The following is a 12,421-nucleotide window of genomic DNA, read 5'->3' as shown; positions in this document are numbered from 1 at the left end:
CTTTATTCAGATTTATTTTTTCCTAAACCTCGCGCAGCATTCTGCTTTTTCATCTCTTCACCGATTTGATTGCTCGCAGTGAAAGAGGCGATCATATTGTTGAGCATATCGCTTCCCGCTTGCGGAGAGTTTGGTAAAAGGATCAAGTTGGTGTTGGTTTCTTCACCAATGGATTGTAGGGTGTCGTAATGCTGAGTCACCACAATAAGCGCAGAGGCTTCTTGAGAGTTTATCCCCACATTATTCAAAACGTCTACAGATTCTTCCAGACCACGAGCGATCTCACGACGCTGATCTGCAATACCTTGACCCTGCAAACGCTTACTTTCCGCTTCAGCACGCGCCTTAGCAACAATCTTGATACGATCTGCTTCTGCTTCGTATTCTGCAGCTACTTTTTCACGCTCGGCAGCGTTGATTCGGTTCATCGCGGCTTTTACCTGTACGTCTGGATCAATATCGGTCACCAGGGTTTTGATGATGTCGTACCCATAATTTACCATCGCTTCGTTAAGCTCTCGTTTAACGGCGATTGCAATATCGTCTTTACGCTCAAAAACGTAATCGAGTTTCATTTTTGGCACCTCAGCACGCACTACGTCAAATACAAAACTGGTGATCTGATCGTGAGGGTTGTCTAGTTTATAGAAGGCTTCATACACCTTGTCTTTGATCACTTGGTACTGAACAGAGATCTTAAGACGCACAAATACGTCGTCTTTGGTTTTAGTCTCTACAATGACATCCAACTGTTGAATTTTTAGGTTGATTCTACCCGCAATACGATCCACTAGTGGGATTTTAAAGCGCAGACCTGAACCTCTAATACCGACAAAACGCCCGAACCTTTCCACAACAGCAGCCGTCTGTTGTTTGACCATAAAAAAGGAAGAGACAAGAATAAGAAGACCAAACAAGAGTGCTGGACCAATAAGAATATACTCCATGGGTTGATTTTTAAGTTATTAAAATGACTAAGAGAAGATAAGAAAAATGCAATACATTTGCAGCTTTCAGCTATACTATGAGGCACATATTCCCCCTATTTGTTACAATCCTACTGCTAAATTTTTCAGCGGCTGCGCAAGGTTATGATAGAAACTATAATAAAATTGGTGTTTCTGGAGGTTACTTATTCTCCGATATAGACACCGATGATCTGCCTTTGAGCAGCTCTAATGGTTTTACCTTAGGCCTTGAAACCCGTGGCTCTTACAGCCGTACCATGGATTTCATCTACGCCGTCACTTTTTACAATCAACAGGTTGACATACAAACCGTTGGAATCAACGGAGACGAGCTAGTAAACATGAGTCAGCAGTCGGTGCAACTGCAGTTTTTGGCCAGTTACAACATCTTTAGACATCATTTAAGTGTTGAGGCAGGACCCGCTATTGCCGTACAAGGAAAATTCAAACCAGCAGAAGAAAGTCAAGAGAATAATTTAGTAGCGGGCTACACCTTAACGCGAGTGGAAGATCTTAGGAACCTTTCTACTATAGACTTTAGGTTGGTGGGCGGATTGACCTTTGGAATTGAGCCATTCAGAATCAGTTTGCTTTATATGCGCGGGCTTACCAATACCCTCAACGCACTCAATGGGACCAATCCAGAGTTGGATGATCTTAAAGGAAATAATAACCTCATAGCTTTACGAGGAATTATTTATTTCTAGACCATATTTCTGATCGCGTTTTCAACACGTCGCACAGACTCCGTTTTACCCAGGATCTCCATAATATCAAAGACATCGGGACCTTGCAGGGAACCTACAAGACTTAAACGAAGTGGCATCACCACCTTCCCGAAGCCCAATTCAAGACTTTGAATCCAAGTTTTTACAGCTTTTGAAGTGTTCTCTGCGGTAAAATCATCCACATCGTTCAAGAGCTCTACTACCTTTTTCATCAGCTCTGGAGTGTCCTCCTTAAAGGCTTTTTTAGCCGCTTTGGTATCATAAGAATCAGGAGTCACAAAGAAGTAATGCCCAAGGGTCCAAAGGTCTTCTGTGAAGGTGATGCGTTCTTTTAGTGCGCCTACAATGGCTGGCATATTCAAACGGCTGCTGATGTTTTTAGTCGCTAATAGATGTCCAAATTCAGCGGCCAGCTCAGCATCACTTCTTTGTTGGATATAATGCGTTTGAAACCATTTTGTTTTTTCTGGATCGAATTTAGCTCCAGCCTTATTTACTCGAGAGAGATCAAAAGCCTCCACTAATTCTTCAAGGGAGAAGATCTCTTGCTCCGTTCCTGGATTCCATCCTAAGAAAGCCAACATATTCACTACAGCTTCTGGCAAGTATCCGTCTTCACGATAGCCCGCAGATGAGTCTCCTTCTTGTGGATTCCATTGTAGCGGGAATACAGGAAAGCCCATTTTATCGCCATCGCGTTTAGAGAGTTTTCCTTTACCAACAGGCTTCATAATGAGCGGTAAGTGTGCAAATTCTGGCGCATCCCAACCCATAGATCGGTACAACAAATAGTGCAGCGCCAAGGAAGGCAACCATTCCTCTCCACGAATCACGTGAGTGATCTCCATCAAATGGTCGTCTACAATATTCGCTAAGTGATAGGTAGGCATACCATCGCTCTTAAAGAGCACTTTGTCATCTAGGGTAGAGGTGTGTACTTTCACTTCTCCACGGATGATGTCTTGCAAAGTGAGGGTTTCGTCAGCAGGTGTTTTAAAGCGGATCACATAGGGAATTCCTGATTCTAATCGGGCATGCAAATCCTCATCAGACATATTCAAACTGTTGTCCAATCCATCTCGATTGGCCCAGCCGTATGAAAAGGTTTCTTTATTAGCTTCTGCAGTTGCGCGGAGCTCGGTTAAAGCTTCTGGTGTGTCAAAAGCGTAATATGCGTGTCCTGCCTGAATCAATTGATCTGCATACTGTTTGTAGCTCGCCTTGCGTTCGCTCTGTCTGTAAGGCCCAAAACCACCCTCTTTTCCAGGCCCTTCATCAAAAGGAATGTTAAGCCAGTTTAGTGCTTCTATGATATAATCTTCTGCTCCGGGAACATAACGGGTTTGGTCTGTATCTTCTATACGAAGCACAAAAGTGCCGCCTTGTTTCTTAGCAAAAAGGTAGTTGAATAATGCGGTTCGAACCCCTCCAATGTGGAGTGGCCCTGTTGGGCTTGGTGCAAAACGTACGCGTACCGAACGACTCATAACTCTCAATTTAAGTCGCAAATTTACGCTTAATTGAGAGAAAGTCTAAGCCAGTTTAGACTAAAATACTTGCTTAAGCTGCAGTCTGCAGCGCTACCATTTCTTTAGGTACACGCTTATTCATAATGCTAAACCAAAGTGGCGGTACCATGGCCAAGACCATAGAAGTGGGGTAGCCGAAAGGCAGTTGAGGACTGATCTCATGATACTCCAAAACCTGATACTTTTTACTCGCTTTATAGTGGTGATCACTGTGACGCGTTAGTTCATAAAGGATCACACGGCCCAATACATGGTTGGAATTCCAGGAGTGAATTTCAGAAACGCGTTCGTAACGACCGCTTTTGGTCTTGGCGCGGCGCAAACCGTAATGTTCAATATAGTTGATGCTTTCCAGAAGAAGTATGCCAACTAGGGCTATAACAGCGGCTAGGAGGAGCCCCACCGGTCCAAAAAACACAAAGCACAAACCAAAGTAACTCAGCTGCAAAACCAAATACCAGAACATATCATTTTTGAGACTAAAGAAGCTCAAATTGTCAGCCTTAAGTAAGCGTTTTTGAATTTGCCAAGCATTGCTGTATTGTCTGGTCGTAGAGGTAAACCAAAAGGAATATACTGTTTGATTGTAAGCAGCAGAAGCCGGATCCTTCTCCGTAGCGGCATGTAAATGATGTCCGTAATTGTGTTCTATATAAAAGTGCATATACTGCGCGGGCAGTAAAAGCATCTTACTCAAAGTTCTTTCCCAGGCTGTTTTTCTGTGACCCAACTCATGCGCCACATTAATACCGTTGGCGCCCAAAACGATCCCAACAGAGAAGGTGTAACCCACTAGGGCGGCAGTGCTGTAGTCTGCCCAAGACAGGCTCCACAGGAAGTATCCAATGATTCCGTAAACGATTGGAAGATTCAAATAAAGCAAAACATCAAAGAATCGATTTTTAAGCTTAGAATCTACCTGCTCACTTTCTAGATTGTCGGTGTTTACAGGCAATAGCAGTTCCATAATTGGAATCAGAACAAAGGCAAAAATAGGCGTGAAATAGGCCCAGCTTTCTCCCATCCAAAAGGAAAAAATAGCAACGGCTGGTATTGAAAATGCAGAGAGGTATTTTAGATCTTGTAACATAAGTTGAGGGTTTGTCTTGCTTTTTGCGGAATAGGTACGGTCTTTGCAGCTTCCTTAAACGACTGTTAAATCAGACAGAACTGGAAAATAAAGTTGTAATTTAGAAGTTTACAAGCGCGTAAGAGCCAGCTATGAGCACTTTTGGGATCATCCAGCAAAAGCTGGAACAATTTATTAAAAAATACTACACCAATGCACTGATCAAGGGTAGTTTGTTGTTTTTGGCAACAGGTTTACTGTATTTATTGATCACGCTTTTGGTGGAGCATTTCCTGTGGTTGGATTCTGGCGGTCGCGCTATTCTATTTTGGGCATTTATTGCAGTTGAGGTTTTACTTTTTGTTCGATTCATTGCCCTTCCGCTAACCAGACTGTTTCAGTTGCAAAAAGGGATTACCCATGAAGAAGCCTCACGACTGATAGGAAACCACTTCCCAGAAGTTAGTGATAAGTTGCTCAATGTCATTCAGCTGAACCAAAACCAAAGGGAATCAGAATTACTCGCCGCGAGCATAGACCAAAAAGCTTCGGAATTAGAACCCATTCCTTTTAAACGCGCCATAAATTATGCGGGTAATTTGCCTTATTTGAAATATGTGGCGATTCCTGTTTTACTCTTTGTGGTGATCAGTGTTTTAGGCGGTAAGGAGCTGTTTACAGATTCCTACAAGCGCGTGGTCAACTACGATACGGCCTATGAGCCACCAGCGCCCTTTGCTTTCTTTTTAGAGAATGAGTCTTTAGATGCTATTCAACATCAGTCGTTTACATTACGCGTAGCAACCTCGGGAGAGGTGATTCCAGAAACGGCTTATTTGACCTATGACGGACAGCGTTTTTTAATGAAACCCGTGGGCCCAGGCCTGTTTCAGTACGAGTTTAAAAGGCCCAATGCAGATCTTGATTTTCGTCTAACGGCTAATAATGTGACGTCCATCCCTTATTCTTTGAATGTGATTGAAGTTCCGTCTTTGGTGGCCATGGAAATGCAGTTGGATTATCCAGGCTATACCGGAAAGACCGATGAGGTCTTGACCAATTCAGGCAATGCTACTGTGCCAGAGGGCACACAGATTACCTGGAAGCTACAGACCGTTCAAACCCAGCAAGCCTTGCTGAAAACCAAGGACAGTGTCTACAATTTTGCGGATGATGCGGGTTCTTTTGTGAAGGATCTAAGGCTTTTCAATGACTTGGATTACGCCATAACTACGTCCAATCAAAACTTAAAGGAATATGAGAATTTGAACTTTGCCATCAACGTGGTAAAGGATGAATATCCCAACATTCAACTCAACAGTCAGCAAGACAGCATAGATGACCAGATCACTTATTTCTTAGGACGAATTTCTGATGATTACGGCCTGCGTAAGCTTGAGTTGGTTTACTATCCAAGCGGAGAAGAAGCTAAGGCTGTTCGTGAAGATCTACCCATCAACGGAGGCACTTTTGATCAGTTTGTAGCGACTTTCCCAGGTCAATTGAACCTTGAAAAGGGCGTGGCCTATGAATATTATTTTGAGGTCTTTGACAACGATGGCCTGCGTGGCGGAAAAAGCAGCAAAAGTGGTATTTATTCCTATCGGGAACTCACGGACTCAGAAACAGAGGATAAGCAACTCGAACAGCAAGAAGAAACCATTGACAATTTAGACGAGACGCTCAAGGACATGAAGGAGCGAGAAGCTTTACTTCAAGAACTTTCTAAAACGCAGAAAGAAAAAGCTAATCTCAACTGGAATGACAAAAAGAAGCTAGAGAATTTCTTTAAGCGACAAGAACAGCAAGACGCCTTAATGAAAAAGTTTTCCAAGCAGTTGGAGAACAATTTAGACGAGTTTCAACAAGATGAAGAAGACCCTTTTAAAGAGCAATTGCAAGAGCGTTTGAAAGAGAATGAAGAACTTCTAAAAGAGAATGAGGAGTTGCTCAAAGAGCTGCAAGAAGTACAAGATAAGATCAACAAGGAAGAGTTGTCCCAGAAGCTAGATCGACTTGCAAAAAACAATAAAAATCAGGAGAAGAACCTAGAACAGCTTTTGGAACTCACCAAACGTTATTATGTATCCCAGAAAGCTCAAAAGATCGCAAATGATCTTCAGGAACTCGGTAAGAAGCAAGAGGAGTTGAGTAATGCGCCGCAAGATGAGAATACTAGCGAGGCGCAAGAGCAGCTCAACGAAGCTTTTGAAGAACTCAAAAAAGAACTGGAAGAACTCAGAAAAGATAATGAGGACTTAAAGGAACCCATGTCCATTCCACAAGATAAAACTGGGGAAAAGCAGGTTACAGAAGACCAGCAAGACGCCACGGATGATCTTAAGAATAACGAACAGCAACAGGCCAGCCCTAAGCAACAAAAAGCCGGGCAAAAAATGCAAGAGATGGGTCAGCAAATGCAGCAAGCAATGGCAGGGGCGTCTATGGAAGGTATGGAAGAGGATATTGATATGCTGCGTCAGATCTTGGACAATTTGGTCGTTTTCTCCTTTGAGCAAGAGGCCTTAATGGAGGACTTCAAACGCATTGATTACAACAGTGCTATTTTCTCCACCAAGCTCAAAGCACAGAATAATCTCAGGCAGCATTTTGAACATATTGACGATTCCATTTTTGCTTTGGCATTGCGTCAGCCTATGATAGGGAATAGCATCAATGAATTGATCACAGATGTCTCCTTTAATATTGAGAAATCGCTCGAGCGTCTGGCTGAAAATCGCGTTATGATGGGTGTTAGCAGCCAGCAGTATGCAGTAACAGGAGCCAATGATCTCGCGGTGCTGTTAAGTAGTGTTCTCAACAGTATGCAAAACCAAATGATGATGGGCGCAGGTTCCGGTAGCGGAAGTCAAGGACGTGGATTTCAATTGCCAGACATCATACAGAGTCAAGAGAGCCTTAACGAGAAAATGAAGAAGGGAACGAAACAGGGCCAAGAAGGCGAAGGCGAAGGGCAAGGCCAGGGAGAAGGTGAAGGCCAAGGTCAGGGTCAAGGAGACGGTGAAGGCGAAGGCGATGGAGAAGGAGAGGGTCAAGGAAGTACTAACGGAACAGGAGAGAGTAATGGAGGCTCTGACGAGGATATGAACGGGGAGTTGTTCCGTATCTATCAAGAACAACAAATGCTCAGAAAACAATTGGAAGACAAGATGGGTGAAGAAGGTCTGAAAGGAGCCGGCGGAGATATTCTCAAAAAAATGGAGGAAATTGAGGAGGAGCTTTTAGAGAAAGGATTCAATGAGCGAACTTTGCAAAAAATGACCGAATTGAAATATGAAATGCTGAAGTTAGACGAGGCTACTTTTGAACAAGGAAAAGAACAAAGACGAGAGGCGACCACCAATCAGAAAGACTACACAAATCCACTTTTGCCATCGAGTTTAGATGTGAAGAAGTACTTCAATACTACCGAAATTCTCAATCGTCAGGCCTTGCCGATGAAGCAAGATTACAAAAAACGCGTTCAAGATTATTTTAAAGGACAGGATGGATAGCATCAATTTTGAGAATCGCACGGAGTATGAAATTCCGGAGTGGGAACATGTTCAAAAGTGGCTTAATACCTTGTGTGAATTACATGACTTTAAAGCGGGGGACATCTCTTATCTCTTTTGTGATGATGCACATTTGTTAGAGGTCAATAAACAGTATTTAGATCACGACACCCTCACAGACATAATTACTTTTGATTATACCTACGGAAAGACGGTGTCAGCTGATATTTTGATCTCGCTAGAACGTGTAGAAGATAATGCGACAGATTTTAAGGTAACCTACACGCAAGAGTTATCGCGCGTCATGGCGCATGGAGTCCTACATTGTATGGGTTTTAAGGATAAAACAGAAGCAGATCAACTCCTAATGCGAGAAGCAGAAGAAAAAGCGATTCAACTGTTTGATAATCAGTAGAATAATCAGAAACTCATTACTTTTTTCTTATTTTATTAAGTACTATCTTTGCAGCGTCTAATTTTAATGTTCCACGTGGAACAATGAGAGCTTATGTTTGCTGAATCTTATGACGTTATTGTAGTCGGTGCTGGCCACGCAGGATCTGAAGCTGCGGCGGCTGCGGCCAATATGGGATCAAAGACCCTTTTGATCACAATGAACCTGCAGAACATTGCCCAGATGAGTTGTAATCCAGCCATGGGTGGAATTGCAAAGGGGCAGATTGTTCGTGAGATTGATGCCTTAGGTGGTTATAGTGGAATAGTAAGCGACAAAACAGCCATTCAATTTAAAATGCTCAATAAATCCAAAGGACCTGCAATGTGGAGTCCAAGGGTTCAAAGTGATCGCATGTTATTTGCTGCAGAATGGAGAGCGCTATTGGAGCAAACGCCCAACCTTGATTTCTATCAAGAAATGGTATCAGGTTTGATTATAGAGGGCGATAGAATTGTCGGCGTAAAAACAAGCTTGGGAATAGAAGTTAAAGCCAAGGCGGTAGTGCTTACTAATGGAACCTTTTTAAATGGTTTGATCCACATTGGAGAAAAGCAATTTGGAGGGGGTCGAGCAGGAGAAAGAGCCGCAACTGGAATCACTAAAGAACTTGTGGATTTAGGATTTGATGCGGGCAGAATGAAGACAGGAACTCCCCCGCGAGTGGATGGAAGATCATTGGACTTTTCAAAAATGTCTGAGCAACCTGGAGATGCAGACCCGGCAAAATTTTCCTATTTACCAGAAATAAAACCTCTAACAGAGCAGCGTTCCTGCCACATGACTTACACCAGTAACTTGGTGCATGATTTACTCAGAGAAGGCTTTGATCGTTCTCCTATGTTCAACGGAAGAATTAAAAGTATTGGACCTAGATATTGTCCGTCTATAGAAGATAAGATTCACCGTTTTGCAGATAAAGACCGACACCAACTTTTTGTAGAACCAGAAGGTTGGCATACGGTGGAATATTACGTAAATGGATTCTCTACGTCTCTGCCAGAGGAAGTACAATTTAAAGCACTAAGATCTGTAGCTGGTTTTGAAAATGTGAAGTTTTTTAGACCGGGTTATGCCATAGAGTATGATTACTTTCCACCCACGCAGCTCAAACATACCTTAGAGACCAAACTAGTTTCTGGCTTGTTCTTTGCGGGTCAGATTAATGGAACTACTGGATACGAAGAAGCCGGTTCTCAGGGTCTAATGGCAGGCATCAATGCACACCTTAAAGTGCATGGAAAAGACCCATTCATTCTTAAGAGAAGTGAGGCTTATATCGGTGTTTTAATAGATGATCTCATCACCAAAGGAACCGAGGAACCCTATCGAATGTTTACCTCTAGAGCAGAGTATCGCACCTTGCTCAGACAAGATAATGCCGACTTTAGATTAACACCTAGATCCTATGAAATTGGTTTAGCCTCTCAGGAGCGTCTAGAGAATATGGAGCAAAAGCAGTCGGCCTCGGATGCGTTTATTCACTTCTTTAAATCTACAAGCGTTAGCCCAGAATTGGCAAACCCCATACTGGAATCTAAAGACAGTGCTTTGGTGAAACAGAGTGATAAAATGGTGCGTATGTTTTCACGTCCAGGAATTACTATGGAGGATATGAAAAAGATCCCAGCGGTCTTTGATTATATTCATGACCATAAGCTCACCAACGAGGTCTTGGAGCAAACAGAGATCCAAGTAAAGTATGCGGGTTATATTGAGAAGGAGAAGAACAACGCCGACAAATTAAACCGCTTAGAAGGGATTACGATTCCAGATAATTTTGATTACTCTAAATTGAAATCACTTTCCTTTGAAGCAAAAGAAAAATTGACAAGCATACGCCCGGCAACCATCTCTCAGGCGTCTCGAATTAGTGGCGTTTCACCTAATGATATTTCGGTGCTTTTGGTATATATGGGCCGATAATATTTTAAATGTTCCACGTGGAACATCTTCTAATGAACAACAACAGATCTGTACTTCAATCGCGCTTTAAAGTCAAGGACCACTTTTTAACAGGAGAGGAATTTGACCTGCTTTTTGATTCGGATCTCAATATGTTGTATACGGATCCAATCCCCAATGACCTTGCCAAATATTACGACAGTCAGGAGTATATTTCCCATACAGATTCTAAGAAAGGATTAACAGCCACACTATATCAATGGGTCAAATATTGGGCGCTCCGTTCCAAGATCAATTTGGTGGAATCTCATGTAGTAGGAGAGCGGATACTTTTAGATATTGGAGCTGGCACAGGAGACTTTTTAAATCAAGCTAAAAAACGAGGTTGGAAGGTTTCAGGAATTGAAACTAATGATCACGCTCGTGAATTAGCTGCTGCTAAAAATTTGGATTTATTGGCCGAGCGTCCGGGTGGATTAATTCCAAGACCAACTGCGGTTACTTTATGGCATGTGCTAGAACATTTGCCCAATCCCAAAGAGTATCTGAAATGGATCAATACCCAATTAAAAGATCAGGGGATTTTAATCATTGCTGTCCCGAATTTTGAAAGTTGGGACGCCAATCATTACGGAGCAGATTGGGCCGCTTTTGATGTGCCCCGTCACCTTTGGCATTTTTCAAGAACAAGTATTGAGAAATTGACTCAAGAGGATTTTGTTTTGGAGGCGGTCAAACCGATGATCTTTGATTCATTTTATGTGAGTTTGCTTTCAGAAAAGTACAAACATGGAAAATCCAATTTGTTTCGTGCTTTTTTCAATGGATTTCGTTCCAATATGTCCGCTTGGCGTACGGGAGACTATTCTTCCCTCATCTATGTGCTCCGCAAGCGCTAATTCTTCTTTATAGCGCTCCGCTTAGTTCTTTGCACACATAATTGACAATATACCCTAGAGATTTATAAAACGCGCTTAAAACGTCTTATTTAAAGCCATTTTTAATAGGGCATGCCTATAAAAAGAAGAAACTACGATAATTTTTACCTATGATGCCTTTTTGTGGATCAAACGAGTGAGTGAAATCGCTAAATCTGAAAAAATGATTTTTGGATTTCCGTTGCGTTCCACATGGTATAGTGCGGAGGAAATATTGCTGATGATCTCCTGAATATTTCCTTCATGAATAAAAGGAGCAAATTTCTTCAGATCAAAATCTGGACTCTCCGGAGTGTAGTAAACAATTTCTGATGCGCCGTAATTGATCAGCATGGCGTCTCTGAAGAATTCGGTACAAAATGCCAGGAACTGTTTTTGGGTTTCCCGTCCGCTTCCCGCGACTTCTTCACTCCAGGCTAAGAGATCATTGATGGCCATTTTATTGCCTTTGGCTTTAAAGGCCGTTCTAACCCAATACAAAAACCAGCGCTCAAAAAGAACATTGTCCCCGTCATGCAGGTGGAGGTGAACTGCCTTATTGAAATCGCCTTCAGCGCGTTTGGCCAAACCTTGAGCTGTGGCCATGTCTATATCAAACTTTTGCTGCAACCCACTAGCAATTGCCTCTTGAGCTAATAAGGGAAAGTTGAGTTTTTGACAACGAGAACGGATGGTTCCAATGATCTGCTCTTCATTTTCTGCAATCAAGATCAAAACAGAGTCTGCAGGCGGTTCTTCAACCAACTTTAAGATCTTGTTGGCGCATTCGGTGTTCATTTTATCAGCCATCCAAACAATCATCACCTTATAACCGCCTTGATGCGATTTTAAAGAGAGTTTCTTGACCATATCTTGAGCCTCATCCACACCTATACGTCCTTGTTTGTTTTCAATCCCAATATGCTGATACCATTCAAAAAGACTTCCATAGGGTTTCTCCGCCACAAAACTTCTCCAAGAATCTAGAAACAGATCAGAGACGGGATGTCTTTTTACCTCTGTGGTGGTGGCTACTGGAAATACAAAATGCAAGTCTGGGTGCTGCAATTGCCTAACACGCTGGACTACAGCAGATTGGTTGTCTAAATTGTTGATAGACAGTAGCTTAGCGGCGTATTCGATGGCAATGGGTAAGACACCAACCCCACTGGGACCCACAAAAAGTTGCGCGTGAGGCACTCGGCCTTGATCTGCAGAGACCTGCAGATGCGTAACCAGGTGTTTGTGACCCAAAATCGTATCGAAAAGCATGGGCTAAAGATAAACGTTTTAGCAGGATATAAACACCCTAAAATCTGCTATCTTTACAGCCCAC

At 42.6% G+C, this 12,421-nt stretch carries 9 protein-coding genes; 5 read left to right on the top strand and 4 right to left on the bottom strand.

Annotated features, from left to right (window positions below):
- Nucleotides 1–2: 2 nt before the first annotated feature.
- Nucleotides 3–947: an SPFH domain-containing protein gene (locus tag POW22_RS02205; RefSeq protein ID WP_272830868.1), complete on the bottom strand. Its 945-nt coding sequence runs from the start codon at nucleotides 945–947 to the stop codon at nucleotides 3–5.
- 77 nt (nucleotides 948–1,024) lie between these two features.
- On the opposite strand from POW22_RS02205, the gene POW22_RS02200 reads away from it, so the two are divergent.
- Nucleotides 1,025–1,675 carry a hypothetical protein gene (locus POW22_RS02200; RefSeq protein WP_272830867.1) on the top strand — a complete coding sequence of 217 codons (651 nt, stop codon included), beginning with the start codon at nucleotides 1,025–1,027 and terminating at the stop codon, nucleotides 1,673–1,675.
- On the opposite strand, the gene gltX is transcribed toward POW22_RS02200, so the two are convergent.
- Nucleotides 1,672–3,183 carry a glutamate--tRNA ligase gene (gene gltX, locus POW22_RS02195; RefSeq protein WP_272830865.1) on the bottom strand — a complete coding sequence of 504 codons (1,512 nt, stop codon included), beginning with the start codon at nucleotides 3,181–3,183 and terminating at the stop codon, nucleotides 1,672–1,674. The genes POW22_RS02200 and gltX overlap by 4 nt on opposite strands.
- A gap of 73 nt (nucleotides 3,184–3,256) precedes the next feature.
- A complete protein-coding gene (locus tag POW22_RS02190) occupies nucleotides 3,257–4,315 on the bottom strand; it encodes an alkane 1-monooxygenase (RefSeq protein WP_272830864.1) in 1,059 nt (352 codons plus the stop codon).
- Between the two features lie 131 nt (nucleotides 4,316–4,446).
- On the opposite strand from POW22_RS02190, the gene POW22_RS02185 reads away from it, so the two are divergent.
- The 4 genes from POW22_RS02185 to POW22_RS02170 all read left to right on the top strand — a co-directional run bounded on the left by POW22_RS02185 (nucleotide 4,447) and on the right by POW22_RS02170 (nucleotide 11,067).
- Nucleotides 4,447–7,809 (top strand): DUF4175 family protein, encoded by a 3,363-nt coding sequence (locus POW22_RS02185; protein ID WP_272830863.1) that lies wholly within the window; start codon nucleotides 4,447–4,449, stop codon nucleotides 7,807–7,809.
- Nucleotides 7,802–8,224 (top strand): rRNA maturation RNase YbeY, encoded by a 423-nt coding sequence (gene ybeY, locus POW22_RS02180; protein WP_272830862.1) that lies wholly within the window; start codon nucleotides 7,802–7,804, stop codon nucleotides 8,222–8,224. Before POW22_RS02185 ends, ybeY begins: the two co-directional genes overlap by 8 nt.
- Nucleotides 8,225–8,317: 93 nt before the next feature.
- Complete coding sequence (gene mnmG, locus POW22_RS02175) at nucleotides 8,318–10,189, top strand: tRNA uridine-5-carboxymethylaminomethyl(34) synthesis enzyme MnmG (RefSeq protein WP_272830859.1); 1,872 nt, start codon at nucleotides 8,318–8,320, stop codon at nucleotides 10,187–10,189.
- Between the two features lie 32 nt (nucleotides 10,190–10,221).
- Nucleotides 10,222–11,067, top strand: coding sequence for a class I SAM-dependent methyltransferase (locus POW22_RS02170; RefSeq protein ID WP_272831840.1), 846 nt, complete (start codon nucleotides 10,222–10,224; stop codon nucleotides 11,065–11,067).
- A gap of 147 nt (nucleotides 11,068–11,214) precedes the next feature.
- Here POW22_RS02170 and POW22_RS02165 read toward each other — a convergent pair whose 3' ends face one another.
- Complete coding sequence (locus POW22_RS02165; protein ID WP_272830857.1) at nucleotides 11,215–12,357, bottom strand: DNA polymerase III subunit; 1,143 nt, start codon at nucleotides 12,355–12,357, stop codon at nucleotides 11,215–11,217.
- Nucleotides 12,358–12,421: the final 64 nt, after the last annotated feature.

This window comes from Gilvibacter sediminis (genome assembly GCF_028561565.1).
Taxonomy (GTDB): domain Bacteria; phylum Bacteroidota; class Bacteroidia; order Flavobacteriales; family Flavobacteriaceae; genus Gilvibacter; species Gilvibacter sediminis.
Note: the sequence above shows the minus strand (reverse complement) of the source record. Positions and strands in the feature narration are given on the sequence as shown.

What these genes read in the sequence shown, in the direction of transcription:
- POW22_RS02205 (WP_272830868.1), bottom strand. Translation starts at nt 947, where the DNA reads ATGGAGTATATTCTTATTGGTCCAGCACTCTTGTTTGGTCTTCTTATT.
- POW22_RS02165 (WP_272830857.1), bottom strand. Translation starts at nt 12,357, where the DNA reads ATGCTTTTCGATACGATTTTGGGTCACAAACACCTGGTTACGCATCTG.
- POW22_RS02170 (WP_272831840.1), top strand. Translation starts at nt 10,222, where the DNA reads ATGAACAACAACAGATCTGTACTTCAATCGCGCTTTAAAGTCAAGGAC.
- POW22_RS02200 (WP_272830867.1), top strand. Translation starts at nt 1,025, where the DNA reads ATGAGGCACATATTCCCCCTATTTGTTACAATCCTACTGCTAAATTTT.
- POW22_RS02185 (WP_272830863.1), top strand. Translation starts at nt 4,447, where the DNA reads ATGAGCACTTTTGGGATCATCCAGCAAAAGCTGGAACAATTTATTAAA.
- ybeY (WP_272830862.1), top strand. Translation starts at nt 7,802, where the DNA reads ATGGATAGCATCAATTTTGAGAATCGCACGGAGTATGAAATTCCGGAG.
- gltX (WP_272830865.1), bottom strand. Translation starts at nt 3,183, where the DNA reads ATGAGTCGTTCGGTACGCGTACGTTTTGCACCAAGCCCAACAGGGCCA.
- mnmG (WP_272830859.1), top strand. Translation starts at nt 8,318, where the DNA reads ATGTTTGCTGAATCTTATGACGTTATTGTAGTCGGTGCTGGCCACGCA.
- POW22_RS02190 (WP_272830864.1), bottom strand. Translation starts at nt 4,315, where the DNA reads ATGTTACAAGATCTAAAATACCTCTCTGCATTTTCAATACCAGCCGTT.